The sequence below is a fragment of the Mycolicibacterium palauense genome (assembly GCF_002592005.1).
Taxonomy (GTDB): Bacteria; Actinomycetota; Actinomycetes; order Mycobacteriales; family Mycobacteriaceae; genus Mycobacterium; species Mycobacterium palauense.
In genome coordinates, this window is record NZ_NVQF01000045.1 from 21,770 (window position 1) to 45,110 (window position 23,341).

Annotated in this window: 18 protein-coding genes; 2 read left to right on the forward strand and 16 right to left on the reverse strand. The window is 63.2% G+C overall.

The genetic code is table 11. The annotated features are described in order from the left end of the window. Window positions 1-19 precede the first annotated feature (19 nt). Together CSR00_RS17800 and CSR00_RS17805 are read right to left on the reverse strand one after the other, a co-directional pair. Window positions 20-865 carry an MlaE family ABC transporter permease gene (locus CSR00_RS17800; RefSeq protein WP_099023755.1) on the reverse strand — a complete coding sequence of 282 codons (846 nt, stop codon included), beginning with the start codon at window positions 863-865 and terminating at the stop codon, window positions 20-22. A gap of 13 nt (window positions 866-878) precedes the next feature. Beyond that, on the reverse strand, window positions 879-1,709 hold the full coding sequence (locus CSR00_RS17805; protein ID WP_099023756.1) for an MlaE family ABC transporter permease: 831 nt from the start codon (window positions 1,707-1,709) through the stop codon (window positions 879-881). Window positions 1,710-1,922: 213 nt separating this feature from the next. On the opposite strand from CSR00_RS17805, the gene otsB reads away from it, so the two are divergent. Continuing rightward, a complete protein-coding gene (gene otsB / locus CSR00_RS17810; RefSeq protein ID WP_099023757.1) occupies window positions 1,923-5,627 on the forward strand; it encodes a trehalose-phosphatase in 3,705 nt (1,234 codons plus the stop codon). A 9-nt stretch (window positions 5,628-5,636) separates the two neighbouring features. Here the strand turns inward: otsB and CSR00_RS17815 are convergent, their stop codons facing one another. The 5 genes from CSR00_RS17815 to CSR00_RS17840 all read right to left on the reverse strand — a co-directional run bounded on the left by CSR00_RS17815 (window position 5,637) and on the right by CSR00_RS17840 (window position 10,236). Beyond that, window positions 5,637-6,014: a hypothetical protein gene (locus CSR00_RS17815; protein ID WP_141564391.1), complete on the reverse strand. Its 378-nt coding sequence runs from the start codon at window positions 6,012-6,014 to the stop codon at window positions 5,637-5,639. Window positions 6,015-6,096: 82 nt separating this feature from the next. Further along, on the reverse strand, window positions 6,097-6,186 hold the full coding sequence (locus tag CSR00_RS17820; RefSeq protein ID WP_099023759.1) for a hypothetical protein: 90 nt from the start codon (window positions 6,184-6,186) through the stop codon (window positions 6,097-6,099). Window positions 6,187-6,596: 410 nt separating this feature from the next. Beyond that, window positions 6,597-7,448 carry a hypothetical protein gene (locus CSR00_RS17830; protein ID WP_099023760.1) on the reverse strand — a complete coding sequence of 284 codons (852 nt, stop codon included), beginning with the start codon at window positions 7,446-7,448 and terminating at the stop codon, window positions 6,597-6,599. A gap of 69 nt (window positions 7,449-7,517) precedes the next feature. Beyond that, window positions 7,518-8,399 carry a hypothetical protein gene (locus CSR00_RS17835; RefSeq protein WP_099023761.1) on the reverse strand — a complete coding sequence of 294 codons (882 nt, stop codon included), beginning with the start codon at window positions 8,397-8,399 and terminating at the stop codon, window positions 7,518-7,520. A gap of 850 nt (window positions 8,400-9,249) precedes the next feature. Beyond that, the gene (locus tag CSR00_RS17840; RefSeq protein WP_099023762.1) at window positions 9,250-10,236 is read right to left on the reverse strand and encodes a metallophosphoesterase; all 987 of its coding nucleotides are present in this window, start codon (window positions 10,234-10,236) and stop codon (window positions 9,250-9,252) included. Window positions 10,237-10,384: 148 nt separating this feature from the next. Between CSR00_RS17840 and dcm the strand changes: the two genes are divergently transcribed. Next, window positions 10,385-12,388, forward strand: a complete 2,004-nt coding sequence (gene dcm, locus CSR00_RS17845) for a DNA cytosine methyltransferase (protein WP_245906196.1) — start codon at window positions 10,385-10,387, stop codon at window positions 12,386-12,388. Here dcm and CSR00_RS17850 read toward each other — a convergent pair. From CSR00_RS17850 to CSR00_RS17880, 9 genes are all read right to left on the reverse strand, one after another. Beyond that, complete coding sequence (locus CSR00_RS17850) at window positions 12,385-13,659, reverse strand: ATP-binding protein (RefSeq protein ID WP_245906198.1); 1,275 nt, start codon at window positions 13,657-13,659, stop codon at window positions 12,385-12,387. The two genes, dcm and CSR00_RS17850, sit on opposite strands and share 4 nt — an antisense overlap. A gap of 190 nt (window positions 13,660-13,849) precedes the next feature. After that, window positions 13,850-14,299 carry a very short patch repair endonuclease gene (locus tag CSR00_RS17855; protein WP_328514726.1) on the reverse strand — a complete coding sequence of 150 codons (450 nt, stop codon included), beginning with the start codon at window positions 14,297-14,299 and terminating at the stop codon, window positions 13,850-13,852. Between the two features lie 62 nt (window positions 14,300-14,361). Continuing rightward, complete coding sequence (locus CSR00_RS30215) at window positions 14,362-15,564, reverse strand: DUF6339 family protein (RefSeq protein WP_141564392.1); 1,203 nt, start codon at window positions 15,562-15,564, stop codon at window positions 14,362-14,364. After that, entirely contained in the window at window positions 15,561-15,971 is a 411-nt protein-coding gene (locus tag CSR00_RS17860) for a hypothetical protein (RefSeq protein ID WP_245906201.1), read from the reverse strand. The genes CSR00_RS30215 and CSR00_RS17860 overlap by 4 nt, the downstream gene beginning before the upstream one ends. 479 nt (window positions 15,972-16,450) lie before the next feature. Next, the gene (locus CSR00_RS30220) at window positions 16,451-18,448 is read right to left on the reverse strand and encodes a hypothetical protein (RefSeq protein WP_141564393.1); all 1,998 of its coding nucleotides are present in this window, start codon (window positions 18,446-18,448) and stop codon (window positions 16,451-16,453) included. Continuing rightward, window positions 18,445-19,440 carry a PD-(D/E)XK motif protein gene (locus tag CSR00_RS17870; protein ID WP_099023767.1) on the reverse strand — a complete coding sequence of 332 codons (996 nt, stop codon included), beginning with the start codon at window positions 19,438-19,440 and terminating at the stop codon, window positions 18,445-18,447. Before CSR00_RS17870 ends, CSR00_RS30220 begins: the two co-directional genes overlap by 4 nt. Then, a complete protein-coding gene (locus CSR00_RS17875) occupies window positions 19,437-22,106 on the reverse strand; it encodes a Z1 domain-containing protein (protein ID WP_245906203.1) in 2,670 nt (889 codons plus the stop codon). The genes CSR00_RS17870 and CSR00_RS17875 overlap by 4 nt, the downstream gene beginning before the upstream one ends. Before the next feature lie 2 nt (window positions 22,107-22,108). After that, on the reverse strand, window positions 22,109-22,363 hold the full coding sequence (locus tag CSR00_RS30700; RefSeq protein ID WP_176562129.1) for a hypothetical protein: 255 nt from the start codon (window positions 22,361-22,363) through the stop codon (window positions 22,109-22,111). A 356-nt stretch (window positions 22,364-22,719) separates the two neighbouring features. Continuing rightward, complete coding sequence (locus CSR00_RS17880) at window positions 22,720-22,974, reverse strand: hypothetical protein (protein WP_141564394.1); 255 nt, start codon at window positions 22,972-22,974, stop codon at window positions 22,720-22,722. Window positions 22,975-23,341 lie beyond the last annotated feature (367 nt).

Sequence of the window (23,341 nt, forward strand, 5' to 3'; positions counted from 1 at the left end):
TCCGGCGCGTCCGGGCCGGTCAGCCCGACAGGTTGAAGTTGCCGTCGGAGCCGTAGATCGACAGCGACACCAACAGCGTCACCGACACCACCAGGATCAGCGAGGTGCGCACCGCGTCACCCGTGGCCACGCCCACGCCCGCCGGGCCGCCGGAGGCGTGATAGCCGAAATAGGTGTGGATCAGCAGCACCGTCAGCGCCATCGCGAGGGCCTGGACGAAGGACCACAGCAGGTCGGTGGGGCTCAGGAACGTGGTGAAGTAGTGCTGGTAGAGGCCCGAGGACTGGCCCAGCAGGGTCACCGTGGTCACCCGGCTGGCCAGGAACGACAGGATCACCGCGATGGAGTACAGCGGGGTGATCGCGATCATCCCGGCGACGATCCTGGTGCTGACCAGGAAGGCGATCGGCCGGATGGCCATGGCCTCCAGGGCGTCGATCTCCTCGTTGATGCGCATGGCGCCCAGCTGTGCGGTGACCCCGGCGCCGAAGGTGGCCGCCAGCCCGATGCCGGTGACCACCGGCGCCGAGATCCGCACGTTGATGAATGCGGCCAGGAAGCCGGTCAGCGCCTCGATGCCGATGTTGCCCAGCGAGCTGTAGCCCTGCACCGCCAGGGTGCCGCCGGTGGCCAGCGTCAGGAACCCGACGATCACCAGGGTGCCGCCGATCATCGCCAACGTGCCCACGCCCATGCTGATTTCGGCGATCAGCCGGATGACGTCGTTGCGGTAGTAGCGCAGGGCGTAGGGCACCCCGGCCAGGGCCTTGCCGTAGAAGATCGCCTGGTCGCCGATGCGGCCCAGGACACCGACGGGGCGCTGGAACTCGCGGACGACCCGGGGGTAGGCGGCGTGCAGTGTCATGGTCGGTCCCGCCCTAGTTGTTGGTGAGGTTGATGCCGATGGCGGTGACGACGACGTTGACGACGAACAGCGCCATGAACGCGAAGACCACCGTCTCGTTCACGGCGTTGCCCACCGCCTGGGCGCCGCCGCCGCGGATGGTCAGGCCCCGGTAGCAGGCCACCAGCGCGGCGATGAAGCCGAACAGCGCCGCCTTGACCCCCGAGATGATCAGCTCGGGCACCCCGGTCAGCAGGGTGATGCCGGCGGCGAAGGCGCCCGGGTTCACGTCCTGGACGAAGACGGAGAACACGTAGCCCCCGACGATCCCGATGATGCAGACCAGGCTGTTGAGCAGCAGCGCGACCAGTCCCGAGGCCAGCACCCGCGGTGTCACCAGCCGCTGCACCGGGTTGATGCCCAGCACCTCCATCGCCGCGATCTCGTCGCGGATGGTGCGCGAACCCAGGTCGGCGCACATCGCGGTGGCGCCCGCGCCGGCGACGATCAGCACGGTCACCATCGGGCCGACCTGGGTGACCGCGCCGAACGCCGCGCCCGCACCGCTGAGGTCGGCCGCGCCGAGTTCGCGCAGCAGGATGTTGAGGGTGAAGCTGACCAGCACCGTGAACGGGATGGCCACCAGCAGGGTGGGCGCCAGCGAGACCCGCGCGACGAACCAGGCCTGCTCGACGAACTCGCGGGCCTGAAAGGGCCTGCGGAACAGGAACTTCAGCGCGTCCATCGCCATCGCGAACAGGCCGCCGACGCCCTGGAACGCCCCCCGGAGATCCCCGCTGATCCTGGGTATTCCGAACGGCCACCGCTCGCGCTGCGCGGGCTGCCCGGGTGCTGCTACGGTCATCTCAGTTCCTCCCCGTGTGGCGCGCCCGGCGGGTTGACCACCCCGCCCCGGGCACAGGCACCACGGTTCGCCAGCCCGGGTACGACGGCATAGGGCCGTTCGACCCGAGCCCACTCGCCGCTGTACTCCCATCCCCGGTGCCCAAATGCCCGAGCGGGCACCTGTTCGGCCGGTGACCGAGCACCGACGGTGAAAACGACCGACGATGGAGGCATGGATACGGTCATCGATGCCCGCTTTCACGACGCCGTCATTTTCGAGATCGAGAGCCTGTTCGGGCCGGAGGCCGGCACACCGGGCGAGGACGGGGTTCCGGAGTCGGTCCTCTCGTTCGTGCGCCGGTTGCACGACGCCGGCATCCGGATGGCCGGCTTCTGTGTGCGGCGGGGCTGCGAGACGGTGATCAAGTCGGTCGGGCTCGATCACCTCATCCCCGCCAGCATCATCGTGGACTCGGATCCCTCGGCCAGCGAGCAGCGCGGCGAGCACCCCGACGAGACGCACTCGGCCGCCCGGGAGGCGGCGCGCCGGCTCGGGGTGGCCCCCGAGCGCTCGGTGGTCGTCGCCCTGCACGCCGGCGGCGGGCGGATCCCGGCCCGCGACGGGGGCTTCGCCCTGGTCATCGAGGTCGACTGGACCTACACCGGCGACCACACCGCCGAACCGGGCCCGGAGACCGTCGTCGGCGATCTGACCGAGGTCGTCGTACGCAACGGCGACAAGCACATGTCCGAGCTGCCCAACGCGCTGGACTCCTACGGCCAGCTGATCGGGGTGTTCAGCACCCGGGAACCGGTGGTGTTCCTCGACTTCGACGGCACCCTGTCCGAGATCGTCGACGATCCCGGCGCGGCCACCCTCATCGACGGTGCGGCCGAGGCCCTGACCACCCTGGCGACGCTGTGCCCGGTGGCGGTGCTGAGCGGGCGCGACCTGGCCGACGTCCGGGAGCGCATCGGCGTGCCGGGGCTGTGGTACGCCGGCAGCCACGGCTTCGAGATGGTGGCCCCCGACGGCAGCTTCCACCAGCACGACGCCGCCGCGGCGGCGATCCCGGTGCTCGAACGCGCCGCCGAGGAACTGCGCAGCGAGTGCGGTGACGTTCCGGGAGTGTTGGTCGAACACAAGCGTTTCGGTGTCGCGCTGCACTACCGCAACGTGGCGCCCGGGCGGGTCGGGAAGCTGATCGCCGCCGTGCAGCGGGCCGGCAAGCGCCACGGCCTGCGGGTGACCGGCGGCCGCAAGGTCATCGAGCTGCGGCCCGACGTCGACTGGGACAAGGGCACCGCCCTGACCTGGGTGCGCGACCGCATCGGCGACGGCAAGCGCCTGCTGCCCGTCTACATCGGCGACGACCTCACCGACGAGGACGCCTTCGAGGCGGTGCGCTCCGGCGGGCTCGGGATCGTCGTGCGCAGCGACGAGGACAACGACCGCAAGACCGCCGCGCAGTTCACCGTGGCCGACCCGCGGCAGGTCTGCGAGTTCCTGCGCCGCGGGGCGGCGTGGCTGGATTACTTCCAGCACACCTCCGCCGAGGCGTGGGAGTTCAGCTACACCGACTACGACCCGCCCAGCGAGAAGCTGCGCGAGGCGTTGTGCACCGTCGGCAACGGCTATTTCGCGACCCGGGGCGCGGCCCCGGAGTCCACCGCCGGGCAGGTGCACTACCCGGGCACCTACGCCGCCGGGGTGTTCAACCGCCTCGACGACGTCGTCGACGGCCAGCACACCGCGCACGAGAGCCTGGTGAATCTGCCGAACTGGCTGCCGCTGACCTTCCGGATCGGCGACGGCGAGTGGTTCAACATCGACGACGTGGAGATTCTGTCCTACCGGCAGACGCTGGACCTCAAGGGCGCGGTGCTCACCCGCGACGTGCGTTTCCGCGACGCGGCCGGGCGCACCACCTCGCTGGTCCAACAACGCTTCGTCGCGATGGATCAGGCCCACGTGGCCGCGCTGGAGACCCGGATCACCGCCGAGGACTGGTCGGGCGGCATCCAGATCCGCTCGATGCTCGACGGCGACGTGCGCAACACGCTCGTCGAGCGGTACCGGGCGCTGGCCAGCAACCACCTGTGCGATTTGAAAAAGCGGGAACTGAACGAGAACTCGGTGATCCTGACGATGCGGACCACCCAGTCGGACATCCCGGTCGCGCTGGCCGCTCGCACCACGGTCTGGCATGAGGACGCCCCCGCGGAGGCCAACTACCGGCTCGTCGACGAGGAATGGGCGATCGGCCACGACATCTTCACCGACCTGGCCGAGGGGCAGTCGGTGCGCGTGGAGAAGGTCGTCACGCTCGTCACCGGCCGCGACGTGGCCACCTCGGAGGCCGAAACCGGTGCCCAACGCCGGCTGTCGAGGCAACCGTGCTTCGCCGATATCCGCGCCGCGCACATGCTGTCCTGGGGGCATCTGTGGGAACGGCTGAGCATCGAATTCGACGGGCACCCCGACGAATTGCGGATTCTACGTCTGCACCTGCTGCACCTGGCGCAGACGGTGTCCTACCACTACGAGGACCTCGACGCCGGGGTGCCCGCGCGCGGTCTGCACGGCGAGGCCTACCGCGGCCACATCTTCTGGGACGAGCTGTTCATCTTCCCGGTGCTCAACCTGCGGCTGCCGCTGGTCACCCGCTCGCTGCTGCGGTACCGCTACCGGCGGCTGCTGGAGGCCCGGATGGCGGCCAAGCTGGCCGGCTACGACGGGGCGATGTTCCCGTGGCAGTCCGGCAGCGACGGCCGCGAGGAGAGCCCGTCGATCCACCTCAATCCGCGGTCGCACCGGTGGAATCCGGACGCCAGCCACCTGGCGCACCACATCGGGCTGGCGGTGGCCTACAACGCGTGGCAGTTCTACCAGGTGACCGGGGATCACGCGTACCTGATCGACTACGGCGCCGAGATGCTGGTGGAGATCGCCCGGTTCTGGGTCAGCAGGACGACCTACGACGAGGACAGCGACCGCTACCGGATTCTCGGGGTGATCGGGCCCGACGAGTTCCATTCCGGCTATCCCGACCGGCCGTTCGACGGGGTGGACAACAACGCCTACACCAACGTGATGGCGGTGTGGGTGATCCTGCGCGCCATGGAGGCGTTGCAGCTGCTGCCGCTGCGCAACCGGCTCGACATCCGGGAGAAGCTGGGGGTCACCGACGCCGAGCTGGCCAAGTGGGACCACGTCAGCCGCCGGATGTTCGTGCCGTTCCACGACGGGGTGATCAGCCAGTTCGAGGGCTACGAGAAGCTGGCCGACCTGGACTGGGACGCCTACCGCGAGAAGTACGGCAACATGCAGCGCCTGGACCGCATCCTGGAGGCCGAGGACGACGACGTCAACCGCTACAAGGCCTCCAAGCAGGCCGACGCGCTGATGCTGCTGTACCTGCTCTCCGACGAGGAGCTGCGCGAGATCCTGGCCCGGCTGGGCTACCGGTTCCGCGCCGATCAGGTGCCCAAGATGGTCGACTACTACGAGGCCCGCACCTCGCACGGCTCGACGCTGAGCGCGGTGGTGCACAGCTGGGTGCTCGCGCGCGCGAACCGCGACCGGGCGCTGGAGTTCTTCCAGCACGTGCTGAAGTCCGACGTCGACGACATCCAGGGCGGCACCACCGCCGAGGGGGTGCACCTGGCCGCGATGGCCGGCAGCGTCGACCTGATGCAGCGGTGTTTCACCGGGCTGGAGACCCGGGGCGACCGCCTCATCCTCGACCCCAACTGGCCCGAGGAGCTGGGCATCCTGGCGTTCCCGATCCACTACCGGGGCATGCACCTGCATCTGCGGGTCAGCGGCAAGGGCGCCATCGTCAGCATGGAGCCGCGCGGCACCCGCGGCGTGGAGGTGGAGTGCCGCGGGCAGCGCAAGGAGCTGACGCCGGGCAATATCGTGCGGTTCAGCTGAGCGGCGGGGCTAGCACGCCGGAATGTCCGCGTAGTCAGCGGAATTCGTCAGCTGCACGTCGTGCTGGCGGGTGTAGCCGGCCCCGCCGTCGAAGGCGATCCGGTAGAACACCGACATGACGGCCTCGGAGTGCTCCAGCGTCTCGCCCGGCCGCGGTGCCTTGCACAGCACCACCACCGGCGTCTCGCGCTCCAGGGTGCTCGACGGCGCCGGCTTGCCGGACACCGGGTTCTCGTAGACCAGGCCGTCACCGGCGACCGCCCCGGCGACGCCGTCGTCGCCGGGCCCGCCCGGGCTCTGCCCCGGGGAGTCCTCGGCGCAGCCCGTCGCCATCGGGGTCGCCATGGCCGCCACCAATACCGCGCCCACCGTGAGTTTTGAGTTCACGGGTTTGTGTATACCCGGCTTGCCGGCGCTCGGCAGGGTGTTGGGGGCTCGTTCCGCGGCGAGGGTGACGGACCCGGGGCCGTCAGCCGTTGAACCGCCAGGTCACCTCGACATCGTCGTCCTTGAGGGTGACCAGCGCCTGGGTGACGCCGTCGGCGTCGGCGAACTCCACCTCGTAGGCCGGCGGGAGGCCGGGCTCGGACTACGGTGGCAGCTAAATCAGTTGCCGAGCACCCGGTCGATGCCCAGCCCTGGGCTTGCGGGCTGGACGTGTACGACAGAAATCTCAGGGGAGGAGCAAAAGCCAGATCATCCCAGGGCCCGTGGTGCCCGCCAGGAAACGAGTTTCCAGACAAGGCCACGGCCGAGGTGCTCAACAATGTGTGGGCTGCCTCCTCGGCGTCTTCCAAGACGAGCGATCCAGGCGGTGGGGTCGAACCTGCAAGCACACAGGTCGGAGGGATAGGCGGCGACCACAGTCAAGCACTTCACCTGATCTCCGACACTGCCAAATGAATCCACCAAGTGGTCACCACGGCGGATCGGAGCAACTCTGAAAGCTGAGCTGTCCTGCGGGCTCGTTCAGCCCAGCGGGCAACCGGCGAGCTGCTCCAGTTCGTAACGCCGTTCCGGGGTGAGCCTCGGCCACACCTGGTCAAACGGAAACCACTTCGTGGCGGGTTCGCCATGGTTCCCGGGCTCGCCCCAAACGCCGGCTCGGACCTGTGCGTCCACGTCGTTCATCGACAGCCCGGACATGAAGCCCAGCAATTGTTCGACCACACGGGTCGGCACCGGCTGCACCGCCACGGCCTCGACATCGGCAGCGTCGGCGCGCCATTCGGGCAGAACCCGAAGGGTGTTCCGGAACGACATGACCACCGACGTGAGCGACTCCGCTAGGTCTGCGGAGGCAGGCCTGGACTCCAACATCGCACGCAGAATATCCACGGCTGGCCGCCCGCCGGGCCACGACCGCAGTGCCGCTATCGGCGATCTGATCTCCACGGCAACGGGCGGATCACTCAGCTGCTGGGCCATCACCCAGAAATCGGCCTCATCGCTGCGCGCGTAGTAATCGCCGCTGTCAAGATGGGTGAGCACATAAACCGACCGCAGCGCGTCCCACCTGGATTCAGGAGCGCGGCCCGCCCACTTGCCGACACTGCCGAGGTCTGCGGTCGCCGAAACCGTGCCGGCCCGGTCGTCGAGCAAGGTGAACGTCTGCCTACGGACCATGTCCGCCCATACAGCTTCTAGCGACATGCCGTACTTGTCGGCAACCTGCTCGACCAGATCGACTGGCGACGGCGGCCGGAAACCGTCACGCAGGATCGCATCCGCCAGCGACCGCCGGGTGCCGTGATACAACGTGGCTGGAAATGCGCCGAACATGGCATGAAAGTCGGCGTGCTCAGCGGTGTTCGCGTCCATTACCGATGGATCCTACGAGCTATTTCACGGTTGTAGCCTGCCCGCGTCCGCGAGTTGGGCGGCGACACTTCAGCGGAAGACTTGGACGATCTCGCCGCTGATCGCCCACCCGCTATCGACTGGATCGACTCGCAGCAGCTCACCGGCGACACACAGATGATCAGTTGGGTTCCACTGCACGCCACTGCGATAGAGCGCGACAAGTCGAGGCGCGGCGCCGAGCACTGCACGGCTGTCATCCTGCAGATATTCCGAAAGTTCGTCGGGATGCGCCTCGAGCTGATCTGCAAGACGTGCTGTGACCTCGGGCCGCACCACTGATCCGCTGTGGATCTGGAAGGCGGCGATCACTCCGTCGAAGAACGGTTTCATCAGGTTGCCCAAGACCCGCCGATGCGTGGGCGGTGGCCGAACCCGAAGCTTGACCGCGAAGGCAGTATTGGGTTCGTCCGCGGGCCCGCGAATCTCGACCTCGCGCCGGCGCAGAGCCAACCAGACCGAGGCAGCGAGCTTCTCACCGCGAAGCGCGCCCAGATCGGTCCAGCCGAATGAAGCCATCGTTCGGCCATACCTCCAGGTATCGAAGTTGCCGGAGCGCGGCGCAAGCGCGTACCGGTAGCAGAACGGAAACTCGATGCCGTCTGGAGCGGGCGGCGCGGCGGCCGCGAGTTCGAACCGGATCCCATTGCGGCCGGCGGTGCGAAAGGAATCGATACCGAAAATCAGGAGGTTCTCGACGTCGGTGTCGGCGCGCTTATCACCGAAGAACTTTGCGTGCAGCACCTGCTCGGATGAGGGCTCAAGCCGCGCGCACCGCGCCTTGATCTCGGCCCGCAGATGTTCCTGCCAGGCGGGGCGGCGCTGCTTTCCGTACCGGATGTAGGCATCGGCCCAGGCTTCGACGACAGCACTGCCCGCGACCGGTCCGCAGGTCGTGTAGCACCCCTCCATCGCAGTGTGCGTGCGCACCCCAGGCAGCCGGCGAGTCGGAGCAGGTCGGGGTTCCGCCCGCCTGAAAGACACACCTGACACTGCTGAACTGCTCCTTTCCCGAGGCCAACCACCCACTGCTCCAAGTCGCCCATCTGGGCCGCGCACACCTTCATGTACGCCCCTGTCAGCGAGCCACGACCGCCGCTGACGTTGCCGGCGAAGAGGTGCCGACAACCGACATGGTGGAACCGTGCATCGGCTGTGCTGTAGCTACGCGCGATATTGAGCACATACCCCTCGGGAGAGTCCGCCATCCAGGCCAGATAACCGACGTCATCGTCGCAGAACACACGCACGCTCATCACGGTTCATCCTTCACCATGACAAATGCGCCGCAACGGCACCCACCTATCCTATTTGGCCAGGTCAGAATCGGAATCGCGGCCAGATCGAACGTAAAGGAAACGACTTAACACCGCGGTCGGTGCTGCATCGTGCAACTTACGTACATGAATATCGCAGCTATTTCCTCACAGCTGCGATCCTAGGCCGCTCAAGGTTTCGGCGGCCGACTTCAAGCGTCCAAGCCGCACTGGATCCCTGAATCACAGCCGGGCAAGCGCATGATCCGCCGCACCAGCGGGCCAGGTCGACAGTCGGCCCGAGCCGATCGGGCTCCGGCGTGGCCATTGTGTGAGTTGTTCGGACGTGCGGACTTGGATCGCGTTGCCTGCAGCCACGCTGGTAGCCGCGATTGCCGGATACTCCACCCCGATACTCACCGGCGAGCACTCGGCCGGGAACCACCCACCAGGCGTGCAGGCCTCGTCGCGGGGCCACGTCGGGGTGGAAGGCATAGCTGACCCCGTCACGCCGACGGAGTCTGTACGACCACGTCGGCGGTGTGCGGAACGTAGTGCTCCAACTTGATTTCCGTCTCGCCGCTCCAACGGTACGCAGTCAGGGTGCCACCGCGCACAGCGCTGAAGTCCACGCAGGCGGTGCGGCTGGTCCAGTCCAGCAGGTGTTCGGGCAAGCCCTGCCGCCAGTAGTGCCCGTAGAACACCGGCACCGTGCCGTCGTAGACGAAGGAACGCTCGCTCGGGCTCACCTCGATCGGCGGGATCGGCGGGTAGGGCTCGCCGTCCTCGGTGGTGGCGCCGCCCATCTCGGCAAGCTCGTCCAGCGTCGAACCTCCGGCGTTCCACCACCGCACCCGTGCGCTGTCGCGGCGGCTTCTGTCTTTGTCCCGGTAGGCGGGCTGGCCGTGGTCGGCCAGGCTGATCTCGGGGCCCTTGAGCAGCACCTCGACTGCCTCGTGCACTGGGTCGCCCTTGCTGCAGGCACGCACCAGCTGGTCCGGAGAGGAGAAGCGGTCGGAGCCGAACGCGTCGCGGAGTACTACCATCGATGGCTCGTGCCAGCAGGCGTGCACCACCCGCAACTCCCCCAGGTCCAGCCACAGCGGCAGCGTTTTGAACCACTCCACGTAGCGGGCCCGCTCTGCGGCCGAAAGCTGACGCAGAAACTCCTCGTGCTGCTTCTGGTTCTTCTCGCTGTGCTCGCGGAGGAACCGTCCGCCGCCGTCGGGGTGTTCGGTGGCGTAGCTGATGGCGTTGAACTCGTGGTTGCCCAGCACGATCTGCGCGCTACCGCCGTCGACCATCAGCTTGACGATTTCCAGGACCTGCAGCTGCTCGGGTCCGCGGTCGATCAGGTCGCCGACGAAGACGGCCTGTCGCTGCCGGTGGCGGTGGGCGCCCGTCGCGTCGCGGGTGTAGCCGAGACCGGTCAACAGATCTTCGAGTTGGGTGGCGCAGCCGTGGACGTCGCCGATGATGTCGAAACCTGTCATGGACCGATCATCGCATTGGGGTTTGGGCCAACCACCCCATCGTGTCGGGGGAATCCACGATGTGACAGCCGTGGTGGCGAGGTCTGCCGACCGATGTCCGTAGGTACGCCTTTCTGTCAGGACTGGCCGCTATCGTTAGCCTGTGTCCGTGTCCCCTGAGACCCGCAGGAAGAACGAGTACGGAGTACGACTCGTCAGGGGTCCATTCCTCAAACTTCAACCGCATAAAGACCATGTGCAAGGCGCCGAGGACTTCCTCACGTACACGCGAACTGTTCGAAAGCGATGTGGAGCACCACTGGCAGCCGATTTCTTCAGCGGCGCCGGCGGGCTCAGCCTCGGTCTTGAGCAAGCGGGATTTAGGGTCGTACTCGGGGCAGACCACGAGCCGTTTGCCAACCGCACCCACGCCCACCACTTCGGCGGACTATCGGTTGACTGGGACCTCTCGGACCCGTCCGTGGTTGCGAAGGTCGGTGATCTAGTCCGCGAAGCGGAGATTGACCTGGTGGCAGGCGGCCCGCCCTGCCAACCTTTCTCCAGAGCCGGCCGGTCGATGATCCGTTACAGAGTCCAGTCCGGGCTTCGCGACCCACACGACGAACGTAGGGATCTTTGGAGATCGTTCCTAGAGATCGTCGACCGGGCACGCCCGAAGGCCGTTCTCATGGAGAACGTTCCCGACATGGCGCTCGACCGGGAGATGTTCATTCTGCGGAGCATGGTTGAAGAGCTCGAACAGATGGATTACTCCGTCGAGGAGCGCGTCGTCGATACCTGGCGTTACGGTGTGCCACAGTTTCGTCAGCGCCTCATCCTAGTCGCACTGCAGCACAATACCCAGTTCAGATGGCCCGCAGAGACCGAGCGCAAGGTCACTGTGTGGAACGCAATTGGTGATCTACCCGAGGTGGAAGGCGGGTGGCGACCCGAGGGAGGCGAGCACGGCTGGGCAGAGTATTCTCATCCGGTCACGCACTTCCAGCGCGAAATGCGACAAGGCGTTGCTAGGTCCGACTCCCACAAGGTGTTTGACCACATTACACGGCCGGTGCGCGAGGACGATCGCGAAGCGTTCGAATCGATGACACACTCTACGAAATACACCGACCTCGACAAGGAACATCAGCGCTACCGCGGTGACATCTTCGATGACAAGTACAACAGGCTGAACGAGAACGACCTGTCACGAACGATAACCGCGCACATCGCCAAAGACGGTTACTGGTACATCCACCCCCGTCAGAGCCGTACGCTCACTGTTCGCGAGGCGGCTCGGCTCCAAACGTTTCCCGACACATTCCGATTCGACGGCCCACCCTCGGCAGCCTTCCGCCAGATCGGGAACGCCGTGCCACCGCGACTCGGCTTCGTCATCGGAACGGCCATTCGCGAGTCGCTGGACAACCCAACGGATGCAGGGCCCTCCACAAGGCGGAGTGCAGAAGTCCTTGCCCATTGGATGACCAGCTCTGGACACGTCAGAGCCCTCCCATGGCTGCAATGGGTCGATGGTGTCCCACCCTCTCGGTGGCTGGTCATTGCATCGGAAGAGCTGCTGGAGAGGGCATCTGCGGCATTGGTGCGGCAGGTCTGGAAACTCCTGCGGGACAACGACCGTCCGTGGGCGCTTTCGACAGCGAAACGCGATGCTTTCAGCCAGAATTTGGGGTTCATCCTAGAGAACACAGGCCGCGAACAGCGAATCAAGCGAATTCAGACCATCTCGTGTCAGGCTGAGACGACACCAGGCGTGCTGAACGGGTCAGCTGAGGAGATGCGATCGAAGCTAGGCATCGCCGAGGCAGTCGCCAACCTCGCGCTACTCGCAACACCGGTTGAGGCGCCTGATCCGACCGGTGCGGGCGCCGAAGAGCCGATTCTAGTCACGAAGGGAGTGCTTCGGGTAGCGAGTCGATTCCAGGCAAACGACGTAGACCGAAAGAACCGGCTCACCGACGGGCGCCTGGCAGTAGCCCGTATGGTCGGGTTTGGTTCGTACTCGCGCGCCGCGCACCTTGGTCTGATTGAACTGGCGAATAGCTGGTGCCGGCCTGTGGATCCAGTATGTGCCGAGTGCCCGCTGCAGCATCACTGCGCCGAAGGCAGGCGAATCACTGAACGCACACCTACCCTCTATGGCTCAGATTAAAGACCCAGAGACTTCGCGATTCGCGGCTCTGCCCTGCGTAGCTCCGCGACAATCTTCTTGAACGCACTGACTTGGCCCGCATCCAGGGCCGCTCCTTTCAACGCGAGTCCGACGTCCAGCCCCACCGCGACATTGTCGCTGGGCGGCCGGTCTCGTTCACCTCTGGGCTTCGATGACTTGCGGTAGAGGTCGTCTGCAAGACTGCAGACTTCGTTGATTGGACGTTCGATCATGTGCCTCAGCTGACTTGGCACGGCTACCCGCATCTTCGCTACGTTGATGTTGAAGGCGTCATCTAGATCCGTATCGAATTCCAGGCTGGCACGCGCGAGTTTCGTATGTTCGTCGATGCTCCGGACGCCTGCCCAGCCGCCCCACTGGACCAGCCTGCCGGCGCGATATGTGTAGAGACCCTGCTGCCGGTTCCACTTGAGGGGTCCAGACATCCGCTCGAATTCTGCCGCCGAACTGAATTGATCGCGTCCGGGAAGCACAAATCTTCGTAGTGTTACCTGCCCCGCGGCATCGCCGTGCTCAATCTCGAATACCTGCTGAACAAGCTCCTGGGTGCCGAGCTCAGAACGCGCAAAAGGGTCCCACGGAAGGAGCTTCTGCCCATTCACAGTAATTACCAGACGTTCCTTGCCCACTTCGCCACCGAGAAACTTGTGAAAGACCATGGCTAGGTGATCGGCCGTCTTCTGTTGGAGCGTTTCGAAACGCCTCCTCGCCCAACCACCAGAGGCATTTTTCGATGGCACTACTCGATCAAGTTTCTCCCAGAGAACAACGGTGCCGGGAACATCCTCGAGTAGATTCCTGGCTCTATCAATAGCCGAAGTGCGGTATGGATCGATGATCAGCCAATCGTCATACTCGGCTATCAAGTCCAAATCGAGCTGCCTTGTCTGAATCAGCCGCCGACCTGACGACGACCGCGTAACGACGGTCAGGCACCGTCCCTGGGACAGCGAGGCTGTTTTCAACCCCAGACCGTATCGGCCGAGGTCACCCGTACCATATTCGCGGCGACTGCCGAACCGCATCGCTTCGGTAAGCCCGTTGATGGTCATGCCACGCCCGTTGTCGGATATGAACACCCGCGAAGCTTCACCATCGAACTCGATGAGAACGTTGACCTGCGTCGCATCGGCGGTGATGCTGTTGTCGACGAGGTCAGCCACAGCCGAACTGAAGTCGTAACCGATGTCTCGCAGCGAATCCGTCAGGCGCGCAGCCGACGGGGTTACGCTCGCCATACGTTTGCTCAATGCCGCACCCTTTCGTTAAGACCAGGATCTCATGTGCCGAGGTTCTCTACTGATTTGACCCGCCGAGCCGCAAATCAGTTCCGGAGAAGAAGTGAGAGATGCGGCCCTAACCGTCGCCTCCTGCGCCGCCAATCACCCCCTATCGGGCTGATGACCCAAGATCTCATGAAAGGGCGACATCTCCGGGTTGTCACCCACCGTGGGACAGTTGCCTGCACCACATGGCGTGTATCGCTTCGGCCGCCTCTATAGGATCCTCGTGCTCCCATACGTGGTAAGGAACCCATCCAAGCGCACGGAGTTCATCGTCCTTCCTCCTGTCCCGATCCACGTTCGCGTCTAGTTTCTGAGCCCAAAACTCACTGTTATTCTTGGGCGCGCTTCCATGGACAGGACATCGATGCCAAAAACAGCCGTCAACGAAGACAGCGATGCGCGCACGTGTGAAGGCGATGTCAGGCTTCCCTGGGAGCGTGCGAACTTGGACTCGATACCGCAATCCACGTCGGTGCAGCTCGCGGCGTAGCGCCATCTCTATTCTCGTCCCGTGGGTTGGCATCGCGCGCATCTGGCGACGAACAGCCTCGTTTAACGGCTGCGGTGTCGGGCGGGTGCCGCCCAACGAGGGGTCTGTGCTCACAGGTGACCGCCTGCACGCGCCCCCGTGGAACCAGCAACTGCCACCGACCGAGCCACTGCGCTTCAGCTTCCCCTGCGTAGTAGCCTGCGCAGCGCAGCATCAGACGAAGTTGGACCTTCATTCGGAACACGGCACGGCGGGGATGAAGGCGGCGACGAAGCATCTAACGCTTCCGTGGATTCCGACAAGATGTAGTAGGTGCCGCGACGTACGCCGCGTCGCGCCAGCAGCCCCTTGGCCACTAGGCTCTGAAGCACATCGCGGGCCTCGCCTGACGTGATGGGAACGATCTCACGAAGATTTCCATTCGTAACTCGTCCCAAGCGTCGGGCGACTCCAAGGGCTGTCTGCGCGACGTCCTCAAAGTCCGAAGTAAAGGAACGGCTTTGAATTGAAGCCGCTGGACGAACCCCCTCAGCGGACATTGTCATCCGATCGATCGAAACCACGCCGGGACTGGCGGCCCAAGGGGTGATATCAGCGGGGTTCAGTGGTGGTTCGGGCTGGGGACGATGTCGTCCGCTGATGCCAACTGTCTCACCTGAAATCGCCGCGGCCGCCGAATTGAAGCACTGCTCCACGACCACTCGTACGTCCTCGTCATCCAAAGCTTCAAAGGCTATGAAGGGCGTCAGCCGAAGCAGCCTCTTCATGGCGTCACGCATTAGGAGCATGCGCGATTCAGCTTCGCCTCGGTCAACACGAGCGATGAAGTCCAGCGCTACAGTGCGAGCAAGACGCCGATCACTCGCTATCGTGGGTCGCTCCGTGATGTTGACGAGTTCGTCTTCACCGTAGAGTGCGAGATCAACCTCAGGACCTAGAATCTCGGCGCGCCACCAAAGACGCCGGAAGGTATTACGGTTCACGTCTCCAACGAACCGCCGCCTATCGGCGTTGGCACTGAACCGCCAAATCGCAATGTCCAGTAGCCAGCAACAAGTTAGGAAGCTCCACACTTCCTCATGAGAGGCTTCGCTGGGCGACATGGGCAGCCTTTCTCGCAGCATGCGCGCTAGACGCCCCTCAAACAACTGTAGTTCGACAGGGCGGCCAGGCATCCCGTGCTCACCCGCTAGCCCCAAAACTTCCGTCCGCAGACTTGCGAGCTGCTCTTCTGCAATGCGCACACCGCCAACTGGCGTGTAAGTCACAACAGGACTGAGGTCTGGCATCCCCGCCGAAACCTCCTCCAATCCATAACCGGAGTACTTGTTGACAACTTCGATCGCAGCATGTTTCGCAATGCGTGGTAGGACAATCATCCGATCACCCCAAATCGCGCCTGCAGCTCGGCTTCAAAACGCGCTGCATCGTCGATGCTCCGAGCTTGGAGCGCTGAGAGCTGTGCGCCCGGCCAACACGTCGAAATGAGTTCAAAGAGCATGCGGCCAATCGTGCCGCTCTCGAAGGATTCCGGATCCTCCACAAAGTGCTCGCTGGCCAAGGCCCCGACCACCAGCGATCTGGCCACATCGAACGTTACAAATGCACGCAGTAACCCAGACCTCGCGTCCGAGCTCCCTGAGCGCAGCATCTCTGGGAGTGTCTCGTGGCTGGAATTTACCAGGAGTCGCATTCCCCCCAAAACGGGTGCCTCCAACTCATCGGACTCCCACTCCAGCAGCCACGCCGCGTCGTCCGGGTAGTTGGGAATCTCCCTGAAGTCCACAGCAGTGATCGGAAAGCGGGCTGCGCCGCCTTCAAGGGCAATCTGCGCTTCCTCCGACCAAAGGATCGCGCCAACACGTCTCGGAGCTATTCGCGACGGCGAACTTCCCGAACGCCTGAGCACCAACCGCGTGTGGACAGATAGGCGCCCACCTGACAATGAGCCTGGGACATCCAGAGTCAGGCCCGTGCGCACCAACCCGCTCAGCTCACCGAACTCCACCACAGCCCCAGCGCCGGAGGCACGTGTCCGACTTGAGTACCAAGTTGCTGCAAGCGCGAACGCTGAATCTGCCGGCAGTGCACACGCTTCGCGGACCCCATCGAGGTCCACCTCGACAACACGAGTCAGCTCCAAGTCAGTGAAGGGGTCCCAATGATCGATGCGGTCACCAACTTCGACCCCGTCAGCTGAACACCAATTTTGAACTGCAACAACCGAATCAGGCGGCAGTAGATACGGAATCGCCCTTGCCGTCTTCATGCCCTGTCGACCGCCAAGTCGACCCGCATCATCTCGTCCCTCAGCTCGACCTCAACCATCCAGCGGCCGTCGACATCCTCCGGCCCCACAGTTATCGCCTCGGCTGTATACCTCAAGCCCGACGGGCCTATCCATCCGACGACCCGTGGTGGTATGTATCCAACGGGCGGATCCGACTCCACGAGCCCGCCATCGTTGGTCATGACCTCAACGGTCGCACCCAAATGAATACGATTCCCCCGAGCACGCAATTCGAAAGGATACGCAATAACCGGAGTACCGTCGTGCGAAAGCACAGGCGCTGGGTCACCACTCACACGTGTCTGTGGCGCTGGCAGCTGACGCTGGCGTGGCTGTATCTCACCTACCTGAGAGCCGTCCTGCGGGCGACGGTCCGCTGTCGCCCTCTCTGTTGGTGCGTCCACCCAAGTGCCCTCAACAATCGTGTCGAGCTCCTTGCGCCCTGGGGCCCTACGACGCCGGCTCGCTAACCGCCGCCCCGATGACGACCTCTGCGTGGCGGGCCGTCTCGCCCCCGGACCTTCCTGGCCCGGCATCAAGGCTGCTAGTGCGTCAGCGAATTCCCCCAACGGAATCGAGTCCGAATCACTCGGCTGACGTATAGAGGTGTCATACCCGGCCGCCAGTCTGCAGTGTTTCTGAACCCGCTCCAATGCAATCTTGACGAAAGATCGCCACTGCTTGTCGTGAATCGCGCGGTAGATCCATTCATCGTGAGTTGGCGGCTCGGCAGCCTTGAACATCTCGTCAACGTCCAACGCGCACTTGAAGACACCGGAATATCCAAGCCTCCCCGTAACCATGGGGGCACCCTCCATGTATGTGACGACCTGTTCCGGCGTCCGCATTAGAGCCACATGATGCAGACCGGCTGCGGTGATTCGAGCGCCACGTGGCACTGGCCGATCAGGTAGGTCTACGGGTGCGGCTGGGCCCTTCTGAACGACCAGCCGGCCCAGCCTGCGGACCGGTCGCAGGCTTCGTATCTCCGTGTCAAGCACGAATTCGTCAGGCTCTCCCCCAGGGTCCTGCCTGATGCGATCCATGGCTTCGACAAAACCGCGTAGCCTCGGATGAGTGCGCGGTGACGGAATGCGGACACTTGTACCATTGTCAAGCACCGAGAACTGGAGTGTTCGTCGAAAACCGCCAGGCGTGTCGATCATCCGTGGCCAGAAATTCCAGGCGATTGCCTCAGCTACAAAATCCATAGTCGAGTCGGTTCCATCGCCACTCTCAATGGTCACAGACGGTGCCACTATAAGGACAGTGGTCCCAGTGCCTTCGCGACCCTCCCTGCCCGGCAGCCCAAGGACACCCGCCATTTCGGCTGCTTCGGGTCCGGTCAAGGGCTCCGGGGTGCCATCAACAAGGTCCCCCCACCAGTGCCTTCCGGTGTATGGAACGCCGCCTGCCTCGAACGTGTCGCCGAGAGCGCACCCGAGCACCCTCCGCTCATACTTCCCGGGCCCAACTTCGCACAAGGTGTCGACAACGACGGTGCGCGCCGCGCTCGCCAGATAGAACGCCGCTTTGCCGTACCCAAATGAACCGCCCCCAAAGTCTTTGTCCGGTGGCTGCCCAATATTGCGGACAAAGTCGACAAAGTCTCGGGGCTCCCCTGGGCGGTCCGCCCTAGTTGGCCCCCCAAGGCCCTGCGTTCCGAAGTCGGCCACATAGAGTGTATGCATCCCTCCACGAAGCTCTTCCGCGAGGTGGAGTCCAGGCGGAGGGTCCACAAGAACCTTATCCCTGAGGTACTCGAGCTTCGCATCGTCGAGAACGGAACGGCCGAACTCGACCTTTATTCCGCTCGAATCAGGCCGTTTCGCATCCCAGCAGTTCTGAACAGCTTCGCGTACTAGCACCTCAACCGGCTCGGTATCGGGGCGCCCAAGTTGGTTTAACACACCGACAGCAGCGAGCCCGCCTGTTGCGCTATAAGGCTCAGAAAAGCGCTGCATTTCGCTCATGATCCCTCCCCAACGGCAAGCGATTGAAGCAGGCCTTCATACTCGTTGGCTTCTATCGCGAATCGAACGGCGTCCGAAAGATCAACGACGTAGGCGATATCCACGACACCCCTTGGTCGCCTCCCATCGACGAATGACTGTGGCACAATCCTCGGTATTCGCTCGTCCACTCGGAGCGTGATCCGCTCCCTAATCTCAAAGGCAGCGCCAGCGAGGGCAGCCAGATCCACTGCGCTGATACCGCTAGCCGTCAACGCAGAGTACAGTTTGTGAGCCGAGACGCCGGCGGCGAGAAGATCGTCGACCACCAGCGGCAACGTCACGCTGCCACCCGGCACCTCCTCAAGGCGCACGAAGTGTAGATACAGCGCACCGGAATCAGGCGGCACGAGTTGATCATCCCCATGAACAGACACCTGGTAGCCGGTGTGCGACCGAGTCGTCTTGACCTCGACGGCAACGCGGCCCCTTCTCAGATCATGTCGTTGTCCGAACGGACCTAACCAGAACTCTAGGTTGGCGCTCCGCTCTTTCTCCACGACATCGCGCACAACCAGTAGTTCGCCCACAGTCGCGGCGACCTTGTTCGGGCCAGGCAGCCTCGTGGGCGGGACAAGGAATTCCTTCCAGGCTTCCAAGACCGCCGAGACTGCCCTTTCCGCCGGTTCGCCCGCTTTGGACCACCTCTCGAGAACCGCCGCCGCGAAGTGATCGAAGACGTCGGAGAGAGCAGCGAGTAGACACGTGACGTCCAAAAGGCGCACGCGGCGCCCTTCAACAACGAGTTCCCGTGTATCCAAGGCCAGAGTCGTCACATCAGCCGAAGTGGGTGCAACCCCTCCCGTTGCGAGAAGTAGGTGCTGACGACTCTCATCGTCAACAGCGACGTAAGCCCCATCGATCGCTGGAATAGGCAGGACGGTTAGCCCCTCGTGCGGGCTGACGCCATGGGCCGCCAGTGCAGCATAAGCAAGTCTGACGTCGTCAATCACGGATTATCCACATCGGACTCGATGAGTTCATCCGAGTCGTCAGGCGTTTCGACCTCAACATCCGGCATTGAAGCAATGTCAGCGGTCACGTATTCAACGTTCGCTCGCCGCGATGCGCTTTCTGGAAAGACGAGCCCAACTCCCACTAGATGTTCAGCCGCACGCAGGGGTTTGCGCGTCTTCATGGAGCCGCGAACAGGACGGCTGTCCTTGGACACAGGATACAAAAGAATAAGACCCGATCCGTCGCCGTACCCTCCGGCCGCTGGCGGGCTCCGAAAGGTCGATAGTTCTGACGGCTTCGTATCAGCTGTCAGCCTGCCCTCCGGTATCCGAATATCGATCACTCGATCGTGACGGCTCATCAGAGCTTTGATATCCGCATATGTCGCTCCACCTATCTCCTGGAGTTTGGCTCGGTTAATGCACCCTGTTTCTCCACCCAAACCCAGCTGGACCGAACCAAGGTACTCGGAATCCGAACTTCGACCCATAACTGCGATGTTGAACCTCAGCAGCTCGCCTTCTGCCCTTCGGTCAAGGATGTAGCGGCTGATCAGTTCGCTGTCTAGGTCTCGGGAGTTCTCATGAAAGTTGTAGGTGGCGAGGAAGCTGACGACATTCTCCGAGTCGACGCCTTGTAGGACCATTATCCCAGGCCGTGGAGACCAACGCTCACAATCTTTGGCTGACAAGACCAGCGTTCGCGCTGCCTTCAAATTTTGCGATAACCATCTTTTGTCTCGGTGGTTGAAAAGGATCGTCTGGAGCCGACGTCCTGCATACGAGGCCTCGGCGCGGCGCGCGTGCTGCATCTTCGCCGCTGAGGTAATGGCGAGCGTCGGATGCGTGCGAATCCGTACCCCGAACTGTTCCGGCGTTAGGTGCTCGACCTCTAGCCTTTCAACGTCATATCGCACCTCCTGTTCGACCGTGGCCAAGTGATGAAACCAACCCCGCATCTCGTCGGTCATCCAGATTCGAGTCAGGTCGGCATATCCGTTTCGGTACCCGAACCACCGCCCCATCTGGAGCAACGTGTCGTAGGCGGAAGCGCTGCGGACAAAGAACGAGACCGCCAAACCTTCTAGCGTCAATCCTCGTGAAAGGGTGTTTCCGCCAACTGCGATGATGACACGGGGATTATGATCGTCAAAGGATAGCCTCTCGACACTTCTCGAATTGTCCATTACGACTTCGGCATCGTCTACAACACTGGGCAGTTCCTCCAATATGGATTCCCATACGACTTCTTCAAGCCCAAAATCAATGGCGGTCACCTTCCTGCATTCTTCTGCCCACTGCCGTTCCATGGCATCCAAGAGGACGCTATCCCCACGCGTAAGTCGAGCCCGCAAGGTGGTTATGTGATCTCTAATGCACTGCGCAGTACGTTCGTGAACGTCGATATGTTGTGACGTATGCACGAGGGCAGTCGCGTGGCGATTGCCCTTACGACGGACACGCCTCGCGGCAGTGCTCATCATGAAGTACCGCAATGCGGCCTCCAAACTATCGGTGACGCGCGGCTCAAACTCGTGGCGTTTAGCCGCGCCCTTTGGCCTGAGATCGTCAAGCTCTTCTTCAGGCACGGAACGCACAAAGTCGTTTCCGTCATCGCCTACGTCGATATCGTCAAAGTCGAGTGCCTCTCGACCGAAAATTGCTTCAGGACCGATGTAGGGACGGGGGCGCGGGAGATCAACAATGAAGTCTCGGGGGTACAGATCCTCATAGTCGCTTGGGTCGATCAACACATTTGCGAAAGGCGTCGCAGTATATCCAACGTATGCAGACTTTGGGGCCTTGTTCACGATCTCTCTAATGAGGCCGTTGATCCGCGTCGGCTGTCTCTCAGGTTTCGATGTGCTGACTGTGGCCTGATCCGCCTCGTCGTCAATTATTAGGACTGGACACGCAGCCAGCACCTCAGGCCGCGCAGAAAACAGCCAATTCTTGAGCGCTCGAAGTCGCGGGCCGTTCTTCTTCACAACAGCAAGGACACATTGACGCTGGGTTGACAGAAGCGCATCGACATTCGCGGTCGGCCGGAAATCATCCTCATTTGTGAGGCGATGCCAGATATTGCTGTGAGGCTCCCAGAGCTGCTCGTTCAGTCGATCCTGGGTCTGCTGCCGAAGAGCGTCATGGATACCCGAAAGCACTATGAAAAGCCGATAACCAGCATCGGCGGCCTTTGCTATGACCGCTGTGAAATTTGTCGTCTTTCCGCTCTGAACGTACCCAAGAACCAAGCCACGGCAATGGTATTCGCCCTTGCCAGCCGGGTTCGGCAGGTTCGCCACCACCTTGGTCGACGAATCGTTCAAATCACCTACCATCGCATCATCCCAACCGTCCGCTCGGAGAATCTCGACTAACGCCGACCAGTTGCGATCTTCCTCCCGAGGCCCCGGGTACCAAGACTCGATGTTGCCCGCCACCACCGACGTGGGCACTTGGGCATTGCGAATAAGCTCACTGAGCTCGCGGATACGCTGCGCGGCATCTTCGACACGCCCGCGGTCCACAATCTGCGCTAACTCATTTACGGCCGCTTCGAGCGTTAGCGATGGACTATCGCGGATTATTCGACCGAGTTGCTTAACGACAGGGTTCTCGGCAGCTAGCGAGTCAAGGTCCGTTGCTGTCATCAATTCAGCCACTCCTACGCCTTCATGGGATTCGACGTCGGACCAGGGGGAAGCTTTGGGAAAACCTCATAGAGAATCCGCAGAAGATCACCAGCTCGCGCCTCGTCCACCTGGAGCACCTGAATCGTCGTTCCGTCCGAGGCATAGGTCTCGAGCTGCAACACTCGGCCTTCACGTTCTGCTCGATCGTAGGTCCACCCACACTCGACCTTTGTTCTGTAGCTAATAGTGCGGTCGCTCCGGTAGCGAAAGCCCGTGACCAATGCCATGCAGCGCTCCATCCCTCTGGGGTCGCATCCCACCGTGCCTCGAGTAGGCGCCGAAGTACAGACTTCCATTCCAGCACCACACGTTCCCACCCATTCGCTCAGTAAGATACCGCGGCTACCTGCGACTGTCCCACAATCCGAGCTGCGCGCAGATGTTCAGCTATTGGACGTAGGACCTCAATTTGGGCAAACTTGGACCTTCCTGGCGTGCGGTCTGCCCGCCAACCTGCAGGGAAAAATTCCGCGCATCAAAGGACTCACATACGAGGTCCAACTCAAGATCGCGCCGAGCACATGTCGGCGGCGGGAGCTTGGTTGTGCGAGGCCGGCAACATTCGCGAACAACTCGCAGCGCTCTACCGCAACCCCGTTGACGCTAGTGGCCCCGAGTCCGGGTCCCGCACCTCGGCCAGCATCGACTCCGTCGTGACCGCACTGGCCGCGGTCACCTTCGCCACATCCCACAGGGTCGAGAGCCCCGAGCCCAGCTTGGGCGCATCGTAGGAGTCGGCCCGGCTGATCTGCAGGGGCAAGTCGTCGCGGGCGTTGAGCAGCCCGGCGGCGATGCTGGTGTTCGAGTCGACCACCGACTCATAGATCACCCTGGTCACATCCTCGACCCCGGCCGCCACCACGGTGGACGCCGCACCGAAACCCCCGACGGGTCCGCTGCACAGATAGCTAACACTGGCGGGTCCCCGTTATCAGCATTGCGGTCGTCGCGACGAGCTCGTCCTGTGTGATCCTCCCGCACTGGGAAAATGGCGGCGGGCATCCAGGAACCGGCTTCCCAGCAGACGTGGACTGGGTGTCCACCTGCTGTCAGATAGTTGCACAGCTCTGGCTGAACGGAGCAATGATCAGAACTTGTGGATGACCCTCGGTGTGGGGGCGTGAAAGTGGGCGCACCTTCCCGAGGATGATCTGAAGTCCAAGGTTCTCTGATCAAGACCGGCGTTGGCGCGCTGGTTGGGAAGG